This window comes from Actinomyces marseillensis (assembly GCF_900155605.1).
In the GTDB taxonomy this organism is placed as follows: domain Bacteria; phylum Actinomycetota; class Actinomycetes; order Actinomycetales; family Actinomycetaceae; genus Pauljensenia; species Pauljensenia marseillensis.
This window is the reverse complement of the sequence record NZ_LT707420.1, coordinates 1,125,464-1,146,260: the sequence shown is the minus strand read 5'-3', so window position 1 is coordinate 1,146,260 and position 20,797 is coordinate 1,125,464. Positions and strand designations below refer to the sequence as shown.

Below are 20,797 nucleotides of genomic sequence, written 5' to 3'. Positions count from 1 at the left end.
GTACTCGCCCATTCATATATGCAAGCTTTTCCCTCCTAGTGTGACACGTTCGAGGGGACTCGACGTCGTGAAGCGCCGGAGGCAATCAGCAGCGATGAGAGCCACAGCGATGCCTGCGCCCACAGCAAAGATTCCAGCGGTGTTTCCAAGCGAGACTCGAGCTCCAGGGAAGGAAGAAAAGAGTCTCGCGACACCTGCGATCCATGCAGTTCCCCACGACGCAATCCACGCACAGACGAAACCAATAGGGGCGTACAGCTGTGCGCTAAGAGCGGCAGCGAAAGACGCGATGGTTACCGGAGTGACAAATGGAGAGATCAGAATTTGCGCTGGGATCGACCACAGTCCAATCCATGAATTCATGGAGATCATGACGGGGAGCGTGGCAATTTGCGCTCCAAGTGGGATCGCCAGCAATGCGCTCATTCGAGGGATCCATGCGTTTTCGGCAGCTACCCCAGCTTTTTCTCCTGCATGCGAAATCCATCGGGCGGGAACGCTCACTCCCCAGGTGGCAAGGACAGAGAGACAGAAACCCAGTGAACACGCATCGAAGGGAGAAAGCAGACAGGCCGCTATCACGACGGTACTCAGCGATGAATATATTCCTCCTTCACGGTTCAGCCACATTCCCCCGAAGGCAATGATGCTGACCCCGAAAGAGCGTAGAACCGAGGCTTGGGGACCGACCAACGCGACGAAGAGAAGAAGAACCGACAGTTGTACGACCAATTTCCATGTCTTCTTTCGTGGCGTTAGAAGACCAATGGTCATTAACAAGATCGACATATGCGCGCCAGAGACAGCTGTGAGATGGGCGAAAGACACTGTCTTCATGTCATTGCGCATCTGGGCACTGGCTTGATGATCATCCCCTAGTGACATGCCCGGAATTAAAGCGCGCGCATGCTGCGGAAGAGAAGAGACTACTTGCTCGAGATTGCCACGAAATGCTCGTGAGAACTGTGACCATCGATCCGTTGATGGGAGAATCTCCCATTTCTTGACACGAATGGACCCGACGTTGGGAATGCTATGGGACCAGGTAAGATCTAGCTTCCCATCGAGCGCGATGACATCCCCGCGTCGAAGGTGAGTAAATCGCGCTGTCTCACTGGACAGCAGGAATGTCATGGGCTGGCGCCCCATGACGTACTGCGCCCTGGCGAAATAACGAGCGCGTTGCTTCTTCTTCGTTGCGTGTCCTTCATCTGGAGGAAGGCTTTCTTTCACTTCACTCACGAGCCGTGCGTGAAAACCCTGCAGATTCAGTCCATGCGCACTGATCTGCGTGCTCTCTTCTTCCCAAGCAGCGGCCCGAGTTGTTGCGAGCCAAAAACACGCTGCCCCTAGGCACACAATGACGCTCATCGTGGCAGCGCATTCGCTCCACCGCAGCAGCCATGCGCGCCCAGGCAACCCCAATCCGCTGTAGGCAGTGAAGAGAATCGTCCCCGCTACGCTGCTCCAGCCAAGGACATAGCGACCGTTGAGGAATGCATAGGTTGACGACCACACTGCAAGAGCGATGGGAAGCAAGCGAATATCGACTGGCCTTCGCGTCATTGGCACGCACCTTGACGAATTTTTTCAAGAATCGATGGCCCGATCCCCGGTACAGCATCAAGATCCTCAACGCCGCTGATGGGATGAGATTGGCGATAGGTGATGATTCGATTGGCAAGGGATGGCCCAACACCGTCGAGATTCTGAAGTCCAGCGACATCGGCGCTTGCGACATCAACGCACGTTCGAGGAGCCTCTTCCTTTCCTTCTGCCTGAGAAGACTGCGCCTGCTTGAGTGAGCGCACTTTGAGCTGCTCACCATCAACAAGGACTCGCGCAAGATTGATGCTCTGTGTATCGGCGTCTTCGGTGAAACCACCAGCTTCTTCGATTGCATCCATGACTCGCGTCCCTTTGACGAGGCGGATTACTCCGGGGCGGCGCACTTCCCCCGTCACGTGGAGGACGATCTGGGGACCGATGCTATGCGAAAGAGCACTGGCGGATTCCGATGACGCGGGCTGCGCGGAGGCGGATTCCTCAGCCAAGGCCTCGTCGATGGAAGGAGGATGAGACGCGCTTCCTGATTTCCACGGAGCCAACACAACCCCAAGCACAGCGAAGACTCCACAAACCGCAAGCACGACCGCAGCTGTTTTCCACTGTAGTTTCCAGCGCAAAGGAGAAGGCGACGCTGGTTTGTCACGTTCTTCCTCATCATGGCCATGCGTTTCCTTGGAGAGCACTATCTGTTGAAGGTGACGTCTTCGGCGCATTTGCGTGTCAGTGTTCATTCATGCAGTGTGCTCGCTTCTCTCCCCTTAGCGCTCCCCCGATGCGTCAATCTGTGGATGAATCGTCTGCACTCTGTTTCTGTGGATAACTTTGGCGGACGCAGAATGAGACCTTGTTGCAATCAACACGTAAAGTGTGGTTAAAATAACGCCAACATACACACCTTCTCACTCAAGGACTGTCATGCGTATCGGCTTCATCGGAACAGGTGCAATGGCTTCAGCCATTGCACGCGGTGCCGTGGCCGCTGGCTTCAGCGGCTCGGATCTGATGTTCGCTGATCGACACCACAAGGCCGCCGAAGACTTGGCAGATGAGCTGGGAGGCGTTGCACTCGCGTCAAACCGCCAGGTCGCTGAGCAGAGCGACCTTCTGGTCCTTGCAGTGAAACCGAATGTCCAGTCAGAGGTCATTCGCGAGATCCGCGAGAGCGTTCTTTGCGCCAAGGAACTCTGCGTCATTTCTATTGCTGCAGGTCGCACAACCGATCAGATTTACTCTGATTTCGGGGCTGCTGTTCCCCTGGTCCGCGTCATGCCCAATGTCAATGCGCAGATCGGCAAGTCGATGAGTGCCCTTTGCCCCATGGGGACAACAGACGAGCAGCTCACTGCAGCACGCAAGCTCCTCGATTCGGTCGGCCAAACTATCGTGCTGGATGAGAAGTACTTCCCTGTCTTTACAGCGATCGCTTCCTCCTCCCCGGCATGGATCTTCCGCATGATCGATGCGATGGCCGAGGCCGGCGTAAACCACGGCCTCACCAAGGCCGATTCGACGCGCATCGTCGCCCAAGCGTTCTTGGGAAGCGCGCAACTCATGCTCAATGGCCTCGACAACGGGCAAGTGCCCGCAAACCTTATTGACCGGGTCTCTTCCCCGGGAGGAACCACCATCGCTGGTCTCCTCGCCGCCCAAGACGCGGGTCTATCTTCCGCGATTGTCGCGGCGGTCGACGCTGCTGTTGAGCGCGACCATCATCTTGGCTGACGTCGTCACGAGACGCCGTCAGGATAATCCCCCGCGCCCGCGAAGATTCATCGGAGCTTATCCATAAAGCTCACGCATTCCATCTCACTTCGCACCCGACTGAAGCTTTCGCTCCTTATCCACGTCAGTTTTAAACACACACGCAACCTCTTGGAATACACATGCTTTTGTTGAATGCAGTCGTCCTCTCGGTCATCGTCATGCTGGCGCTCAGCCTCGCCCGAGTGCACGTCGTTATCTCTCTCTTTGTGGCCTCTGTTGTCGCCGGCCTTGTCGCCGGAATGGGAATCACTGGCACGATGGTCGCTTTCCAAACCGGCCTCGCCGGAGGCGCAAAGATTGCCCTTTCCTACGCATTGCTCGGCGCTTTTGCTATGGCGGTCGCTCACTCAGGTCTGCCGACCCTGCTTGCGCGCGCAATTGTGAACCGCATGCGCAATGCGGATGCAGCGAGCTCCGCACGCGTTGCTCGCGGCGCCAAATGGGGAATTGTCGGCGGCGTCCTCGTCATGGGTGTGATGAGTCAAAACCTGATCCCCATTCACATCGCCTTCATTCCGCTCCTTATTCCGCCGCTCATTGGCGTGATGAACGAGCTCAAGATGGATCGCCGCATGATTGCCTGTGCGATTACCTTCGGTATCGTCACTGCCTACATGTTCTTCCCCATCGGCTTCGGGCGAATCTTCTTGCACGACATTCTCTACAAGAACATCAACGACGCCGGCATGGACGTGTCTTCTGTCAACCCCATGGCAGCAATGGCAATTCCCGCGGCTTCAATGGCAATCGGTTGTGCGATCGCGCTTTTCTTCTCCTACCGCAAGCCGCGCGCCTACGAGCAGCGCGACTCCTCCTTCGCTTCATCCGAGGACAAGCCGATTGATATGAAGAAGGTCTGGGCCGCCGTGGCCGCCCTTGTCGTGTGCTTCGTCATTCAGACCGTGCTCACGCGAATGGATTCCGAGGCCGATCCGCTGCTCGTTGGTTCCTTGGTGGGTCTGTGCATGATGCTCTTCATGCGAGTCGTCCCCTGGCAGCAGGCCGACGATGTCTTCAGTGGCGGCATGAAGATGATGAGCCTCATCGGCTTGATCATGATCACCGCTCAGGGCTACGCCTCGGTCCTCAACGAATCCGGTCAGATTAAGCCTTTGGTTGATGGAACCGCAGCTCTTTTCAACGGCTCAAAGGTCCTCGCGGCAATCATCATGCTCCTCGTCGGCCTCGTGATCACCATGGGCATCGGCTCCTCCTTCTCGACCCTGCCGATCATCTCGGCAATCTACGTCCCTCTGTGTCTCACGCTGGGCTTCTCTCCCATGGCGACGGTGGCGATCATCGGCACCGCTGGAGCGCTGGGTGACGCCGGTTCACCGGCCTCGGATTCAACGCTCGGCCCGACAGCGGGACTCAACGTCGATGGCCAGCACGACCACATGCGAGACACTGTGATCCCGACCTTCTTGCACTACAACGTTCCGCTCTTGATTGGCGGTTGGGTTGCTGCAATGGTCCTCTGAGCAGTTCACAATCTGTATTCCCGAGGCCGGGGCTGGGTGCGCGTGGCGTGCCGGCTCCGGCCTCGGCCTATACGTCAGACGACAACGAGCACCTGTTCATTCCCCCAGAACACATGAACAATTCACCGAATATGTGCACGAGCAATGAAGAGGGGATGCACAATAGAGACCATGACTCATTCTTCAACGCCTCCTGCGCTGAGCAAAAAGGAACTCGACGATCTGACTCGAGACACTCCAGCTTCGGGGCCAAAGCGCTCCATCGCGTTCCTTGCAGGAGTTGCCACCTTCGGTTCCCTGCTCTTCGGATATGACACGGGAGTCATCGCCGGCGCGCTGCCCTATATGTATATGCCTCGCAGCGCCGGAGGCCTTGCCATCAATGAATTCGAAGAAGGGCTGGTCGGCGCCTTTCTAGCCCTCGGTGCCGCGCTGGGAGCGATCGTCGGCGGCCGACTATCTGATCGCTACGGGCGCCGCCACAATATTCTCCTTTTGGCAGGAATCTTCATTCTCGGAACGCTGGGGTGTACTTTCGCTCCGAATGTCGCAATTTTGTACATTTTCCGCTTCATCTTGGGGCTTGCCGTCGGTGGCGCCTCGGCAACTGTTCCCGTTTACCTCGCAGAGTCTGCCCCAACGCGCGTCCGGGGTTCTCTGGTTGCGCTTGACCAGTTCATGATCGTCTTCGGCCAGCTTCTCGCCTATTCGATGAACGCGATCCTTTCCAGCGCACACGGCGGACCACAGGTCTTTGTTTCCGAAGACCCCTCAGGTACTTTGAGCGGCGGCCAATGGTATCCCTGGGATCAAGTCCAGCACGTAACAACCGCAGTCGTGACCAGTGGTGATGGCTTGGCATGGCGTTGGATGCTTGTACTTGCAACGATCCCGGCCGTGTGTCTATGGCTGGGAATGCGCCTCATGCCTGAGTCTGGGCGCTGGTACGCTTCCAAGGACCGCTACTACGAGGCCATCGGCGCACTCAAGCGTATCCGCGACCCCAAGCGCGACAACCTACGTGAAGAAATCGAACAGATCGCGGCACTTCAGCATGATCAGCACGCTCAAGGACAGTGGTCACTGCGCCGTACGGTGTCGGTCAAGTGGACTCGGCGTTTACTTGTTATTGGCGTTGGTCTTGCCTGCTTTGACCAACTCACAGGTATCAATACCGCGATGTACTACCTGCCCAAGATCCTTGCCGCAGCAGGTTTCTCCGCAGCAGATTCCATTACTCTGAACGTCATTACAGGTGCTGTGGCGTGCCTAGGAGCCGGTTTTGGCCTCTATCTGGTGTCGCGTCTTGCTCGCCGCCACGTCGGTATCTACCAAGAAACTGGCGTGACTCTTTCTCTTTTTGCTTTAGCGATCGTCTTTGGCTTCGGGATCTCTCCCTACGTTCAAAGTGATGGAACAATCTCGCAATCAATCCCGACATATCTTCCCTGGCTGGTCGTGGTTTTGGTATCACTCTTCGTCTTCGCCAAGCAGTCCGGAACCGTCAACTGGGTTTTGGTTTCGGAAATCTTCCCTTCCAAGATCCGAGGCGTGGCGCAGGGTTTCGCTGTCGGCTGCGGTTGGTTGATGAATGCAGTTGTCACCTGGGTTTTCCCGGTTATGATTACGCACTTGGGAGCAACGTGGACCTACGCCGTGTTTGGCCTCATCAACGTTGTTTCCTTGTGCTTCTACATTTTCATCGTTCCCGAAACACGCGGAGTATCGTTGGAAACCTTTGAAAAGAATTTCAGCGAGAAGTACGGACGCTAAGGAGAGCGCGCTCGTGGGTGTCGTCAGCCCACTGTGCGGCCTCCCAGAGGTCGCGTGTATGGAGGGGCTGGACATAGGTTTCCACCCAGGTCTCGCCGAACTCTTCGTCGTACCAGGGATCGTGCATCAAAAGAAAGTCTCCAACACGTCCCCAAATGAGAAGCCAGTGCGGGGTATCTTCCCCATTGAGCGGAGCAAGGTCGACTAGGGCAATGACGTGTCTGCCCGCTTCCAGTGCCGAGGTGATGTCTTCTATAGACAATTCCCTTACCTGGGAGGTGACTCCCAATTCGCGTGCGCGCGCCATATGCTCGCAGTGAAGAGCGATCCGCGCCCGCTTTCCCAGCATCGTGGTTTTAGAAATTCCCACGATGGGCTCATTCGTCGACACAAGGACCTCTACCTGTGCGCCGTGGTCCGCTAGTGCCGAGGCCAAGCCGAAGTGTCCCACTCCCCCTGAGTAGGTCGCTTGACGCCAAAGGTTGAGCTCATTGACAAAATCAGTGTGCGGGTCGCCTTCAATCTCGCCGAGTGTCATCAGTGCGCTTGCGGGACCGCAGGTGAATTCCGTCTTTTGGTGCTCGTATGCGGGGATCGCCAAATTCGTGGTTTCTGACGCGTATTCGGGATTCCACAACAGCCAACCGCTATGCGAGTAGTCTCGATCATTTTCAATGGGATGCGGGTTCCCGTTGATTGTTACCTGCTCAAAACCACTCGAGCGAAGGACATCAATAAAAACCCCTTCATCAGCCCATGAATCGGCTTTAATCAGGGGAAAATCCCGTGAACGCATGTCATCGCAGAGCTCTTCCACGATTTCACGCAAGAGAATCGCTTGCGCGTCTTCATCTACTTCTTGGGCGCCATACAGACAAGTCCATCCCGCGATGCGCAAGTGAGCTGAGAGCTCACGGTGGACTTCCCACACCGCCACGGGGCCGTTGATCCACAGGGTTCCATGCATTTTAGGCCCAAGGCGCGCCCAGTCTTTCGCACGCTCTTGCGAGACCCCTCGAGCAATCAGACGCTCGTAGCCATTGTCACCAGGTTCAATCGAAATCCGCGAAATATCCTTAGTCATCGTGGCCTTCTTGTCCGGGAACGGCAGCAAGAAGCGCGCGAGTGTAGTACTGGCGCGGAGAATGCAGAATATCTTCCGTAGGCCCTTCTTCGACGACGACTCCATCTTTCATGACAATTAACCGGTCGCACATCTGGCGTGCAACTGCAAGGTCATGCGTAATGAAGAGCAAAGCGAAGCCTTCTGTGCGTTGTAGGCGAAGCAGAAGCTCCAGAACGGATGCCTGCACCGAAACATCAAGGGCGGAAACGGCCTCGTCGCAGATCAGAAGCTGGGGATGCGTTGCCAAGGCGCGCGCAATTGCCACGCGTTGACGCTCGCCGCCCGACAAACGCGCAGGGTAGCGATCCGCATAGGAAGCGGGAAGATCAACGGATTGAAGAAGCTGCGCTACCTCACTGACCTCGCGGCCGCCCACGCGCAAGGCCTCGGCAAGGGTCGCGCCGACGCTTCGAGCAGGATTGAGAGCCGAGTAGGGATTTTGGAAGACGATGCCAATCGGCGGCGGTCCCCCGGCGCGCGCGTGACGAGGTCCTCGCTCGACGCCGTTGATACTCACGCTGCCCGAATCGGCCTTTTCCAATCCAATGATCAGACGCGCGAGCGTTGTCTTTCCCGAACCCGATTCGCCGACAATGCCCACTGATTCTTGTGGTTTTATCGCGAGGGAAACGCCATCGACAGCGATATGTCTTCCTCCACGCCCGTGGCCACGAAAAACCTTGACCAGCTCACGAGCCTCAACAAGAAGAGGAAGTTCAGTGTGCGCGGTAGAAGCCGGACTCTCAGGGCGAGGATTGGGACCATCAAGTCGAGGCTCAGCAGCGGCGAGCTCACGTGTATATGGAGTTTCTGGGTGAGATAAAACCTTCTCAACGCTACCCGATTCGACGACGCGCCCATGGCGCATCACAACTACTTCATCCCCGTATTCGCGAGCAAGAGCCAAGTCGTGAGTGATGAGAACCAGAGCCATTCCCCGGATCGAACGAAGATCACTCAAAAGATCAAGAATTTCCTTTTGAGTCGTCACGTCCAAAGCCGTTGTTGGTTCGTCGGCGATGAAGACAGCGGGAGAAGAATCCAGTGCGGCCGCAATGGCGACGCGTTGACGCATACCACCGGAGAGTTCATGCGGATACGCTCGGGCGACTCGCTCGGGAAGACCGACCTCACGCAAACGCTCCCCGATCCGCTCGCGACGGTCACGCTGAGAAAGGCGCTGCCCGGCGATGATTTGATCTCCGCATCGCTGAGTCGGCGACAAGGACGTGAAGGGGTCCTGAGGAAGCCAGACGATGCCTTGGCCACGAAGGTCCTTGAAAGCTCGCGCGTCGCGAACAATGTCGTATTCGCGTCCCTGCAGGGCGATGCGCCCTTGAGCGCGAAGAGAATGCGGGGTAAGGGCACAGATCGTGCGGGCAAGCATGGATTTGCCTGCGCCAGATTCCCCGACGATCACCAAGGTGTGACCTGCACGGGCACGAATCGTCACGTCGTCGACGAGGCTACGGCCATCGGCAGCCCAGACACTGATACCCGAGGCCACCAACCCCTTATCGTCAGTCGTCATGAGCGTACCTCCTGCCTTTCGCTCCACCAATCGCCAGCGATGTTAATTGCGGTGGCGGTGATAATGATCGCAAGGCCCGGAATCACGCAGGCGGCCGGATTTTGAGCGAGGATGAAACGTCCATCGGCAAGCTGGCGTCCCCAGTCTGCATCCTGAGCTCCCACGCCAAAGCCGAGGTAGGACAGGCCTGAAAGAGAGACAAGAGCAAAAGCGACGTTGACAAAGAGGTTCGCCCACACGATCGGGGTGATGTTGGGCAGAATGTGGATGCCCAAGATGCGTGGAGAAGACAGTCCCAGAACCTGAGCAGATTCGATATAGGGCTGCGGTTTCTGTTGGAGGGTCGCCGCGCGGATCATGCGGATATCTGAGGGAGCAAACAAGATGATCAGAACGCCCACGGTCACCCAGTAGGAGCCTCCAATCACGCCCGCGACAACGATCGCCAACAAGGTAACCGGCATGGAAAGCAGGATTTCGCACGAGCGAGAAACCAGTGTGTCCCACCAGCCTCCCCACCAGCCGGCAGTCATTCCAAAGAGCAAGCCCAATACCATTGAGCCGCCGGCAATGACGATGGGGCCAAGGACCGCCGATCGAGTCCCCGCAATAGTGAGGGCAAGAATATCTCGACCGACTTTATCGGTTCCAAAAATGTGGCCCGCCGTCCCGGCGGGGCTCACCCCCAAGCTCACGTCCTGGCCCAGCGCGTTGGGAACCAGCAACGAAGAGAAGAAAACGCAGAGCGCAACCAGACCCAGGATCACAAAGGAGAGCGCGACGGAACCGGGGATAGCACGCGCAAAGTGGCCGAGGCCTCGTAAAGTCGAACGGAAACGATCAGTAGGCTGAGCGCTGCTCATGCGGCACCCCCTTCTTCAAGCTTTTGACGCGGATCGATCGCAAAAGCAGCGACATCCACAACGAAAGTAACGGCGATGATCACCACCGCAACCAAAAGCGCAATCGCCTGGACGACGGGCACATCCTTATAGGTGATGGAGTCGGCAAGGAGCTGCCCCAGTCCGGGAAGAGAAAAAGCTTCCTCCACGAGAACCGTCGAGCCGAAAAGAGTGCCCAAGATCAGTCCCGCGGAAGTAATGATCGGCAACGAGGCCGCGCGCAGGTACATGCGAGTGATACGCCCGGAGGCCAAGCCGCGCGAGCGCGCGAAAGTCACGTAATCCTGTTTGAGTTCGGCAACGACCGCGGCGCGCGTAATCCTGACGATCATTGCGCCAATCCCCGTTGCCAGTGCAAGTGCGGGAAGGGCAAGGTGCCAGAGGGTGTCGAGGAGTCCCTCCCCTTGCCCGAAGATGGGGAACCATCCGAGCATAAGTCCAAAGACGTAGAGAAGGACAAGCCCCAAGGCGAAACCGGGAGCGGAAATGCCAACGACGCTCCATCCGACGATGGAGCGATCAACCCAGCTTCCTGCGCGGCGTGCTGCCCAAATCCCCAGTGGCACACCGACACAGATCGCGATGATGAAGGCCATCAGCGTGAGCGTTGCCGTCAGGCCGACGCGACCGGCAAGAACATCCGTAACGGGAGTCGCCGAACGTACCGAATCGCCAAAATCGCCCGTGAGCGCACGGGAGAGCCAGTGCCAATAACGAACAAAGAAGGGCTCGTCGAGGCCGTATTTTTGCGTAATGGCAGCACGAACCTCGGGGGTCAGGCGGCGGGTGCCAACCAAGATCTTCACCGGATCTCCCGGGACCATGTCCAAGAGGGAGAAGATGATGAAAGACAGGGCTAGCAGTACCGCCGCGAAACCCGCGAGGCGTCGAGCAAGAAAACGCACCATCACTTCGTGACGTTCAGGGACGCGGCCCAGGGGGTCATGAAGAAGTAGGACGTGTAGTTATTGGGAGTGACGGTCTTGGAGAAAGCAGTTGAAGTCTTGCCCCACCAGATCGGCGAGTAAATCGTGTTCTGCTGAGCAATTCGCTCAGCGTCAACAATTTGTTCGGCGCGCTTTTGAGGATCCGTCTCCTGGTTCGACGAGGCGATGAGACCTTGAACTTCCTCATTCACATAACGTGCGGGATTACTAGGACCGAGCAGCCAGCCGGCGATTTCAGCGGGGTCACCGGTCGTCGAGGTGTAGCTCATGTAGTACAGGCCGTATTCACCCGTTCCCACCTTGGAAACCCACTCTTCGATGGGCTTCGAAGTCACCGTGACGTTAATTCCGATCTGCTTGAGGTTCTCCGCAATAGCGAGCGCTGCGGATCCCATTTCAGGAATCGAGGCCGGGTAGGTCAGTTCGGTGTCGAAACCGTTGGGGACCTTCGACTGAGCGAGCTCTGCGCGAGCCTGCTCCATGTTGAAGGAGTCAACGGGGAGATTGGCTTGGAGCCCGCGAGCCTTATCGACGCCGATCTCGCTGCCCAACTGATCGTTGGGTTCAATTCCGGTCGCAACCTCGCCTCGGCCCTTGAGGATCGAGTCGACGATGGCCTTGCGGTCGACAGCGTGAGCGATTGCCTTACGGACGTGAATGTCATCGAAGGGAGCAACGCCTTCATCGAAGGTCAGCCCCACGAAGGAACGGTCGGATTCGGTCAGGACCTTCACTCCGTTGATCGATTCAAACTGAGAAAGCTGATCCGTCGGGAGCTGAGTCGAGATGTCGATCTGACCGCTTTGCTGAGCGAGAAGACGCGAGTTTTCATCAGAGAAGAAATCAAACTCGATGGTCTGCGCGGGGGTATCTCCACCCCACCAGGTTCCGCTTTTCTCAAAAACTGCCTTCGAGTCGGGCTGGAACGATGTTGCCTTGTAGGGGCCAGTCCCCATGATCAGATCCTTGGATGAACCATAGGACTGCGCGGCCTCGTAGAAGGACTTCTCAGTGATCCACAGGCCACCGTTTGCCGTCACGGTCCACCCGAAATTCACGGCCGGAGAAGGAAGGGTAATGGTAATTTCCCACTCTCCGGTCTGCGCGGCCTCGATGCCTGCCGTCCAGTACACGGCCGAGGAAGGCGACTTTTCGGGAGCCTTCGCGACGTTGATCGAGAAGAGAACATCTTCAATGGTCACGGGGTTACCATCTTGGAACTTCGCGTCCTGACGGATCTGGAATACCCAAGTTTTCGCATCATCCGTGTGGTAAGCCGTCGCGATTGCCGGAACCAGCTTGCCGTCCTTATCGACAGCGAGCAGACCTTCAGAGGTTACCTGTGCAACGTAGTAGTTGATAATTCCGGTTTCATGGGCGGTATCCAGAGTCGACAAAGAACCCGGAAGACCAACCGTAACTGTCCCTGCCTTACTCGAGGATTGCGTCGAAGAAGCATTCTTCGGCGCACAGGCTGCCAGCGAGGTACACATAAGGACAGCGGCTGAGACAAGAGCGGCTGCTTTCATGGTGATGCGTGATGCTGGCATCCAATTCTCCTTTGTTCCTTCGGCGCGCACGGGTGTGCACAAATATAACGATATGGGTCAACAGCTCCCTTGGCGAGTTGTGCCACGTGCTGGTCGTTTGTAACAGTGAATCTCACACTCACTGGGCATGAAGCGAAGCGCCAATATAGCGGCGAACAAGGCGTTCTAGATCACGCGCGGTCGAGAAGACGTCTTCGATGGGCATATGTTCGTCGTGCGCATGAAGTTGCGAATAGACCTCGCCGAGAGTCGCGCCGGAAGCACACGATCCAAAACCGTAGCCCACTCCCCCCTTGCGTCTACCGACTCTCAGGTCTGATCCTCCCGGGAAGAGGATGGGGACCACGACTGCGCCGGGGTGCGCTTCGCGAAGAACTTCTTCGATTGCTCGGTAGAGTGTCGTCTCGATTGACGAGGCCGTGGCTGGTTCGCTGAGCAAGCGCTCGATCTGGACGCTGGGGGCCAGCTCCCCCAAGGCCTCGAAAATCGCGCGATCGACGTCATCATCACTTTGCCCAGGCAGAGTACGGATATCGAGTTCAATGTAGCCAGAAGAGGGAAGAACGTTGATCGGACCTCCGGCCCTGACAACGGTTTGCGCAACAGTCATATGCGAAACGGCGTGAGCGTAGGCAGCAAGATCACCAAATTCACTGTAGTCACCATCGTAGGTACCATCGAGCAGCGCGGATTCCAGCGAAGCGTCAAACTCGAAAGCGCGTACAAAACCCGCCCAGATTTCATCGCTTGCATGGGGCCATTGGGCGTGTGCAAGAGCACGCGAAACCCTGCCCAGCATCTCGACAGCGCTGACTCGACCAAGGGGAATCGATCCATGACCGGCATCCCCGCGCACATGAAGACGCCGTTGTGCGGCTCCCTTTTCACCGACAATGACGACGACGCTATCTCGGCCTCGAGCGCCTCGAATATGGGCGCCTCCCATTTCAGATAGCGAAGCATCCCACGAGAAAGCCTCGGGATGATGCTCACCGATCCACGGAACTCCCAGTCCGCCTCGTGCTTCCTCATCCGCAGCAGCAACGAAAGTCAGGCTTGCTTGCGGACGCACCCCACCGTCGGCGATTTCTTGGGCGATGCGGCGAGTAACGACAGCCATGGCTGCGGTGAGGTGGAGCATATCCACACTCCCTCGTCCCCAAATTTGGTCACCGCTGATTTCCCCCTCAAAAGGTGGGTGCGTCCAATGCTTGTCATCGACTGGAACAACGTCGGTGTGCCCCAGAAGGGTGAGAGCTTCGCAACTGGGATCCGTTCCATCAATGGTGACGACTAAAGTCGTGCGACCAGGATGGGCTTCAATGCGTTCACACGTTACGGGAAGGTCGGCAAAGTAATCTTCGAAAAGATTGGCAGCCTTGATTTCCTGTCCTGAATCTGGGGTGAGGTCATTGACCGATTGCAAGGCGATGAGCCGTCGAAGAAGATCGAGTGTTTCTTCTCCGATTTCACGTGTTTGCACCGCAGCCATGACTATCCCTTTCAAGTGTGAGCGATCCTTCATCCAGACTACTCAGACTCTCCTTCTTCGCTCGCGCAGACCGTTCGATGAGCGGATGTAACGAAGGGATCCTTTTGCTCGTGTGCACGCTGCTTTGCATTCTCCAGTCTAGTCCCCACTGTGAGCGACTCATCGGCGCGTTCTCGCTAGACCGGGGGGCCGATGAAACGTAGGCTTGGACGGTAATAAGTCCACGACTCGGATGGAGAATATGTATGAGCGCTCAGCGCCAAGCCGAACCCACCTCGCTGCCCGCACCCCAGGTGCCGGACAAGGTCGCCACTGAAGGCCTCGAAGCCCAGTGGAACCAGCGTTGGGAAGATCAGGGAACCTATCGTTTTGATCGAAGCCGCCCCCGCCAAGAGGTTTACTCGATTGACACTCCCCCGCCCACGGTTTCGGGTTCGCTTCACGTCGGCCACGTGTTCTCATACACGCACACCGACGTCGTCGCGCGTTTCCAGCGAATGCTGGGCAAATCGGTCTTCTACCCCATGGGCTGGGACGACAATGGTCTGCCCACAGAGCGCCGCGTGCAGAACTACTTTGGGGTTCGCGTTGATGCAACCCTCCCCTATGATCCGAACTTCGAGCCCCCGCACGTTGGCGGCGAAGGCAAGTCCATCAAGGCTCGCGATCAGGTGCCGATCTCGCGTCGTAATTTCGTGGAACTGTGTGAGCGCTTGACCGTTGAAGATGAGAAGCACTTCGAGGACCTGTGGCGCCACCTGGGCCTGTCGGTTGACTGGACCCAGAACTACCAGACCATTGGTACACGTGCCCGCAAGGTTGCCCAGGCTGCTTTCCTGCGCAATCTTGAGCGTGGCGAGGCCTACCAGGCTGAGGCTCCTGGCCTGTGGGACGTTACCTTCCAGACTGCGGTTGCTCAGGCTGAGCTTGAGAGCCGCGAATACCCGGGCTTCTACCACCGCCTCGCCTTCCACATCACCGACCCCGCGCGCGCTGCCGAGGCCGCTGCAGCCGGTGCGCCGGTTGAGAACGGTGTTGATGTCTGCATCGAGACGACTCGCCCCGAACTGCTTCCCGCGTGCGTGGCCCTGATTGCTCACCCCGACGACGAGCGCTACAAGCCACTGTTCGGTACCACAGTTGCATCCCCCGTTTTCGGTGTTGAGGTCCCTGTTCTTCCCCACCCCGAGGCGGAGATGGACAAGGGCGCCGGTATCGCCATGTGCTGTACTTTCGGCGACACGACCGATATCGATTGGTGGCGCGACCTGAACCTTCCGCTCCGCACCGTTTTGCGCAAGGATGGTCGCCTGCAGACCGAAACCCCCGAATGGATCACCACCGATGAGGGTCGCGAGGCCTTCGCTGAGCTTGCGGGGAAGACGACCTTCTCTGCTCGCGAGGCCCTAGTGGCACGCCTCGAGGCAAGCGGCGAGATGCGCGGTGAACCTCAGAAGACGATGCGCCAGACGAACTTCTTCGAAAAGGGCGACAAACCCCTGGAGATCGTCACTTCGCGTCAGTGGTACATCCGTAACGGCGGCAAGCCGTGGGTCAATCCTGCAACGGACAAAGACCTGAACGAGGAACTCATCGAGCGCGGTAAGGAACTGGAGTTCCACCCGGATTTCATGCGCGTGCGCTACGAAAACTGGGTACGCGGCCTCAACAACGACTGGTTGGTCTCCCGTCAGCGTTTCTTCGGCGTCCCCTTCCCCCTGTGGTACCGCGTTGATGACAGTGGCGAAGTCGATTACACCCAGATCATCACCCCCAGCGAAGATCAGCTTCCTGTCGATCCCTCATCGGATACGGCTCCCGGTTACACCGAGGATCAGCGAGGAGTAGCCGGTGGTTTCGTCGGCGAACTCGACATCATGGATACTTGGGCGACCTCGTCCCTCTCTCCGCAGATTGCCTGCGGTTGGCTTGAGGACGAGGACTTGTTCTCGCGTACCTACCCGATGGACTTGCGTCCGCAGGGGCAGGACATCATTCGAACCTGGCTGTTCTCAACGGTCGTCCGTGCCGATCTGGAATTTGGCGCACTCCCCTGGGCACACGCAGGCCTTTCGGGGTGGATCTTGGATTCGGATCACAAGAAGATGTCGAAGTCTAAGGGCAATGTCGTCACCCCCATGGGCTTGCTCGAGAAGTTCGGCTCGGACGCGGTGCGCTACTGGGCGGCATCTGCTCGACTGGGCTTGGATGCTGCTTTCGATGAATCCCAGATGAAGATTGGCCGTCGCCTGGCCATCAAGGTACTTAACGCTTCGAAGTTCGCTCTCACGATGGGTGGAGACGCAGATCTGGATCTGGATATCACGCACGTTGTCCAGCCCCTCGACCGTTCGATGCTTGCCGCTTTGCGCGAGGTTGTCTCTTCTGCGACCACGGCTCTGGAAAACTACGAGCACGCGCGTGCACTGGAAGTCACCGAGTCCTTCTTCTGGACCTTCTGCGATGACTACTTGGAGCTCGTGAAGGAACGCGCCTACAACCGCGAGGGCAAGTGGAGTGATCAGGCTTCTGCTTCTGCCCACGCAGCGCTGGCGATCGCCATCGATACTTTCGTTCGTTTGCTTGCTCCCTACCTGCCCTTCGTGACCGAAGAGGTGTGGAGCTGGTATCGCGAAGGCAGCGTCCACCAGGCTGCATGGCCGACCACCTCCAACCTTGAGGTCACCCCTGATGGGAGTATCGAGGGCGCGATCGAGGACGCTTCCAGCGTGTTGCTGGGCGTTGCCTCCGAGGCACTCGTGGTCCTTCGCCGCGTGAAGTCCGAAGCAAAGGTTTCCCCCAGGACCCCCTTCCTTGAGGTGACGGTATCTGCTCCCGAGCAGATGATCCCCCTGCTTGAGGAAGTTCTGGAAGACCTTGCAGCCGCGACGAAGATCCAGGGTCCTGCCCACTTCGAGGCCTCGGCAGACTCTACCGAAGATGAAGGCACCATCCGTGTCGCTTCCTTCGAGTTGGGCGAAGCCCCGGCTAAGAAGAAGAACTAAGTTCTAGGTATAAAGGTGTGGGCCCGGCAGCTGCCGGGCCCACACCTTTATACGAAGGAAAGACCTATTGGAGGTTTTCCTGGTTGTCGTTCACATGGGCACGAAGGCCGTAGCGTTCTTCTTGGCGACGGCGAAAAACGTCGTCTTTGCTATGTCGCCTCAGAGGGGTATATTCACCGGTCTCTTCGGTGTAGCCCTTCGCAACTGCCCAATCCCAGATCCGAGAGCACTGGATAACAGTGCTCTTTTCAACCTCGTCTGCGTCAATATCCATCAAGGCAATGGGAATCGATATAGCGGAACCGTCTGGGCGAACGACCTTCGCTTGAGATGTCTTGACGGGTCTGCCTCGACGCGATCGGATCTGCACGTACAAGCCGCTCCTTGAGCGTGGCCAAGGCGACCGCATTGTTCTGAAACAGAAAGTGACGCGGAAACCATCTTTGTCGATGTAATTCTTACAGGGCCAGAAGACAAGAACGCTCAATACAACGAGCAAAATAACGATCAGCAGATCAACACCCAGCATGACCGAGTAGACAATTGGGTGATCTTGATTGATCACTGAAGCGGGGCCATCCCTCATCATTTTCACGAAAGGCATGAACAGGAAAAGCGCGAAAGCACAGGGCACAATAATGGCGATCCATGCCCCCGTCAAAACCACTATTCGTTCTGCCTCAAGAGGAATCGGCTTCTCGCCGTTTAGATCGTAGTAGTAGTCACCGTCTACAAGCGTCCCGATCTTCGAGACGATCTCTTCCTCTGGCTCAATGACGAAGCGCTCCCCAGCACCGGGAGGAAGTGATACTCGAGAAGAATCCTCAGCGGGCTGAGGAACGTAGGGATTACTACCTTCAGCAGGCTGAGGAGCGAAGGGATTACTACCTTCAGCAGGCTGAGGAGCGTAGGGATTACTCATTGATTGAAGTTCTGGCGAAAACCGTAGCGTTCTTCTTGGCGACGGCGAAGAGACTGCTGAACCCCTAGTCCCGCAAGAGGAATGTATTCGTCACTCTCTTGGGTATAGCCCTTTGCCACCGCCCAGCCCCAGATCCGCGAGCATTGGATGACAGCATCTCGTTCAGTTTTGACTGAATCCAGTCCCCTGAAGGTAATAGGAAGTAACGCGGAGGAACCGTCTGGGCGAATGACCTTCACTTCAGCTGTCTGAAGAGCTCGACCTTTCTGGTTCACACGGCGAACATACAAACCCGTTCGCGAGTGCGGCCACGGAATCTGTATTTTCCTTGACAAGATAGACAGGGTGATCCCTTGGGAGTCAAGACAATCTGTACTTGGGAAATAAAGGAAACCATGAATAATAAGAAAGACGATGATCACCAGATCGATCCCTAGCATGAAGGACCAGATCAATGGATGATCCGCGTCAATGACCGCGTCTGTTCCCTTGGCCAGCATCGTCGGGAAGGGCATAGAAAGAAAGAGCGCTAAACACCACGACAAAATCACCATAAAGGTCGAACCTTTTTCGAAGACTATTCTCTTTGCTTCAAGAGGAATCGGCTTCTCGTCGTTTTGATCGTAGTAGTAGTCACCGTCTACAACCGTCCCGATCTTCGAGACGATCTCTTCCTCTGGCTTAATAACGAAGCGCTCCCCAGCAGCGGGAGGAAGTGAGAGTTGAGGAGAATCCTCAGCAGGCTGAGGAGCGTAGGGATTACTCATTTATTGATTGAAGTTCTGGCGAAGACCGTAGCGTTCTTCCTGAGACTGACGAAGTGCTTGGTGAATTCCAGCTCCCGAAAGAGGAATGTACTCCCCCGTCTCAACGGTGTAGCCCCTTGCAACGCCCCAATCCCAAATACGCGAGCACTGAACGACGCCTCGCCATTCCAATTCATCGGAGTTCGGACCGGTGAAGACAATCCCCAAGGGAATCTGCATTCCCTCAGCACTGATCAGTTTCACGTCAAAGGTCTGTGTCATCCGAGCGCTCGCCGAAGCTGCGTTTCCAGCCCGCGTGTTACGGACGTAGAAACTGGTACGCGAATGAGGCCAGGGGAAGCGCTTCGAGCCAAAAATGCTCGTGACATAGAAGCCCTGGTAGTCGATGTAGTCTTTGCGGGGCATCATGGCGAGCCCGGCGACAATCAAGAGAGCCCCGATCAAGAAACAAAGAATCATCGCTACAACTGACTGTTCAGTGCGCACGGAATTGACACATGCAAGGAGGAAAACTCCTCCCAAAACGAAGCCAATAATTGCTTTAGTCCATGAACCTTTTTCAATGATCAGTCGGTTCACCATTGTGGGAATCGGACGATCATCAAACTTATCGAAATAGTAGTCACCGTTTTCAATCCTGCCGGTTGCTGGCACGCTTCCCTGCGGAATTGACTGTCCGCTCATGGGCGGCAGGCTCGGCGGCATCGTCGGTTCACTCATTTTGTCCTCCTCAAATGTGTTTCAACATTTTTATACTACAACTGTTGTGAGAGAGGACCTTTCGCTCAGAACATATGAGTTTTAAGGCACAACTGGCAGTTTTTCTTGAACTGAGCAGCTACTTACAGATAGCATTTCTCGGTATTGTGCTCAGACAACTTGCTGAGTATTGAAGGTTTTGGAGGCTCGTTATGTTCAGGCGTTCACAGCGAGGGTGGAGCATCATTGCTGCCCTCGCCACTGCAAGCGTTGCAATGGGTATTGCTGGGGTCTCCACCGCACAACTCCAGGCTCAGGCAGATGAAGAACGCGTCCCCGACTTGATCCTCCTGAAGGATGCAGCCCACGTCCAGATGTCTGGCGGACAGCCCGTCTACGACGAATTCGGCCTCCCGATTGGCCTTGATTCGACCGCAGATGGCCCCATTGGACGCTTTGAGGTCGGAGACTACGTTGTTTACCGCATCAATGTTCTGAATCGCAATTATGCCAATGTGAACAGTTTTACCGTTTCGGAGTTCCTTCCCGAAGGGGTCACCTATCAGAACTCCTGGACACGCAGATGCGCACACACTGTTATAGCTCCAACCGACCATCTGTGGGTTCGCGAAAGCCAAAGCGTGAATCCCGATGAGAGTCTGTACCCAGATAGCCCGATTACTTTCCCCTGTCGCGCACCTGAAGGATACTCTTCAGGGACCTACGATCACTGCAGCGGAACATGGACGAGCAGCACTGAGTATTTTGGTTACGCCGCATACTCCACTTTGTTTGTCCTTGGACGTGTCGACAAGAAGGGCGCAGGAAAGACGATTTCCAACACCGCTCGTTTTACGGAGATCTCTCCTCAAAATTCAAAGCTCTCCGTTGACTCATGGACCGCAGATATTACGGTTGCACCTCTTGCTAGCGGCGCACAGGTTGAGGAGATCACTGACCCTTCACCTTGCTCAACACCGACGCCTTCAGATTCCCCCACGTCTTCGCAGCCCTCACCATCGGTGAGCACATCCGCTCCCTCCGCGGCCACAAGTACCCCCACTACCACGCTTAGCGCTAGCGAGGCCTCGGCAATGACAAGCGCGACAGCAGCCTCTCGCGCACCGCAGACAACCACGCTCGCACGGACGGGTGTTCCCCTCGCTCTTCTTGGGGGAATAGCGCTACTCACCACTATTGCAGGATCATCTTTCCTCTCGAGCAGGCGTAAGCTCAATTAACCCCCCCGTTTACAGAAGGACCGACATA

The 20,797-nt window shown here is 56.7% G+C and carries 16 protein-coding genes; 5 read left to right on the top strand and 11 right to left on the bottom strand.

Going from position 1 to position 20,797, the window contains the following annotated elements; all coding sequences use genetic code 11:
* Positions 1–12: 12 nt before the first annotated feature.
* Together BQ8011_RS05030 and BQ8011_RS05025 are read right to left on the bottom strand one after the other, a co-directional pair.
* Positions 13–1,566 (bottom strand): ComEC/Rec2 family competence protein, encoded by a 1,554-nt coding sequence (locus BQ8011_RS05030; RefSeq protein ID WP_072455375.1) that lies wholly within the window; start codon positions 1,564–1,566, stop codon positions 13–15.
* Positions 1,563–2,300: a ComEA family DNA-binding protein gene (locus BQ8011_RS05025; RefSeq protein ID WP_083429933.1), complete on the bottom strand. Its 738-nt coding sequence runs from the start codon at positions 2,298–2,300 to the stop codon at positions 1,563–1,565. The genes BQ8011_RS05030 and BQ8011_RS05025 overlap by 4 nt, the downstream gene beginning before the upstream one ends.
* 184 nt (positions 2,301–2,484) lie before the next feature.
* Here BQ8011_RS05025 and proC point away from each other — a divergent pair, with 184 nt between their 5' ends.
* The 3 genes from proC (at position 2,485) to BQ8011_RS05010 (ending at position 6,587) form a co-directional block, all read left to right on the top strand.
* The gene (gene proC, locus BQ8011_RS05020; protein ID WP_072455373.1) at positions 2,485–3,291 is read left to right on the top strand and encodes a pyrroline-5-carboxylate reductase; all 807 of its coding nucleotides are present in this window, start codon (positions 2,485–2,487) and stop codon (positions 3,289–3,291) included.
* Positions 3,292–3,452: 161 nt separating this feature from the next.
* Complete coding sequence (locus BQ8011_RS05015) at positions 3,453–4,814, top strand: Na+/H+ antiporter family protein (RefSeq protein WP_072455371.1); 1,362 nt, start codon at positions 3,453–3,455, stop codon at positions 4,812–4,814.
* A gap of 171 nt (positions 4,815–4,985) precedes the next feature.
* On the top strand, positions 4,986–6,587 hold the full coding sequence (locus BQ8011_RS05010) for an MFS transporter (RefSeq protein WP_072455369.1): 1,602 nt from the start codon (positions 4,986–4,988) through the stop codon (positions 6,585–6,587).
* Here BQ8011_RS05010 and BQ8011_RS05005 read toward each other — a convergent pair.
* From BQ8011_RS05005 to BQ8011_RS04980, 6 genes are all read right to left on the bottom strand, one after another.
* Positions 6,565–7,671 (bottom strand): peptidase C39 family protein, encoded by a 1,107-nt coding sequence (locus BQ8011_RS05005; protein ID WP_072455367.1) that lies wholly within the window; start codon positions 7,669–7,671, stop codon positions 6,565–6,567. The two genes, BQ8011_RS05010 and BQ8011_RS05005, sit on opposite strands and share 23 nt — an antisense overlap.
* On the bottom strand, positions 7,664–9,244 hold the full coding sequence (locus BQ8011_RS05000; RefSeq protein WP_072455365.1) for an ATP-binding cassette domain-containing protein: 1,581 nt from the start codon (positions 9,242–9,244) through the stop codon (positions 7,664–7,666). The genes BQ8011_RS05005 and BQ8011_RS05000 overlap by 8 nt, the downstream gene beginning before the upstream one ends.
* On the bottom strand, positions 9,241–10,107 hold the full coding sequence (locus BQ8011_RS04995) for an ABC transporter permease (protein WP_072455363.1): 867 nt from the start codon (positions 10,105–10,107) through the stop codon (positions 9,241–9,243). The genes BQ8011_RS05000 and BQ8011_RS04995 overlap by 4 nt, the downstream gene beginning before the upstream one ends.
* A complete protein-coding gene (locus BQ8011_RS04990; RefSeq protein ID WP_072455361.1) occupies positions 10,104–11,054 on the bottom strand; it encodes an ABC transporter permease in 951 nt (316 codons plus the stop codon). Before BQ8011_RS04990 ends, BQ8011_RS04995 begins: the two co-directional genes overlap by 4 nt.
* Positions 11,054–12,643, bottom strand: a complete 1,590-nt coding sequence (locus tag BQ8011_RS04985; RefSeq protein ID WP_072455359.1) for an ABC transporter substrate-binding protein — start codon at positions 12,641–12,643, stop codon at positions 11,054–11,056. The genes BQ8011_RS04990 and BQ8011_RS04985 overlap by 1 nt, the downstream gene beginning before the upstream one ends.
* A 118-nt stretch (positions 12,644–12,761) precedes the next feature.
* Entirely contained in the window at positions 12,762–14,135 is a 1,374-nt protein-coding gene (locus BQ8011_RS04980) for a M20/M25/M40 family metallo-hydrolase (RefSeq protein WP_173656059.1), read from the bottom strand.
* A 245-nt stretch (positions 14,136–14,380) separates the two neighbouring features.
* Here BQ8011_RS04980 and valS point away from each other — a divergent pair, with 245 nt between their 5' ends.
* Positions 14,381–17,140, top strand: a complete 2,760-nt coding sequence (gene valS / locus BQ8011_RS04975) for a valine--tRNA ligase (RefSeq protein WP_072455355.1) — start codon at positions 14,381–14,383, stop codon at positions 17,138–17,140.
* A gap of 64 nt (positions 17,141–17,204) precedes the next feature.
* Here valS and BQ8011_RS04970 read toward each other — a convergent pair whose 3' ends face one another.
* Genes BQ8011_RS04970 through BQ8011_RS04960 form a run of 3 tightly spaced genes read right to left on the bottom strand, consistent with a single transcriptional unit; the run spans position 17,205 to position 19,549 of the window.
* Positions 17,205–18,062 (bottom strand): hypothetical protein, encoded by an 858-nt coding sequence (locus tag BQ8011_RS04970; RefSeq protein ID WP_072455353.1) that lies wholly within the window; start codon positions 18,060–18,062, stop codon positions 17,205–17,207.
* Positions 18,059–18,829, bottom strand: a complete 771-nt coding sequence (locus BQ8011_RS04965; RefSeq protein ID WP_072455351.1) for a hypothetical protein — start codon at positions 18,827–18,829, stop codon at positions 18,059–18,061. The genes BQ8011_RS04970 and BQ8011_RS04965 overlap by 4 nt, the downstream gene beginning before the upstream one ends.
* A complete protein-coding gene (locus tag BQ8011_RS04960) occupies positions 18,830–19,549 on the bottom strand; it encodes a hypothetical protein (RefSeq protein WP_072455349.1) in 720 nt (239 codons plus the stop codon).
* Between the two features lie 191 nt (positions 19,550–19,740).
* Here BQ8011_RS04960 and BQ8011_RS04955 point away from each other — a divergent pair, with 191 nt between their 5' ends.
* On the top strand, positions 19,741–20,769 hold the full coding sequence (locus tag BQ8011_RS04955; RefSeq protein ID WP_072455347.1) for a hypothetical protein: 1,029 nt from the start codon (positions 19,741–19,743) through the stop codon (positions 20,767–20,769).
* Positions 20,770–20,797: the final 28 nt, after the last annotated feature.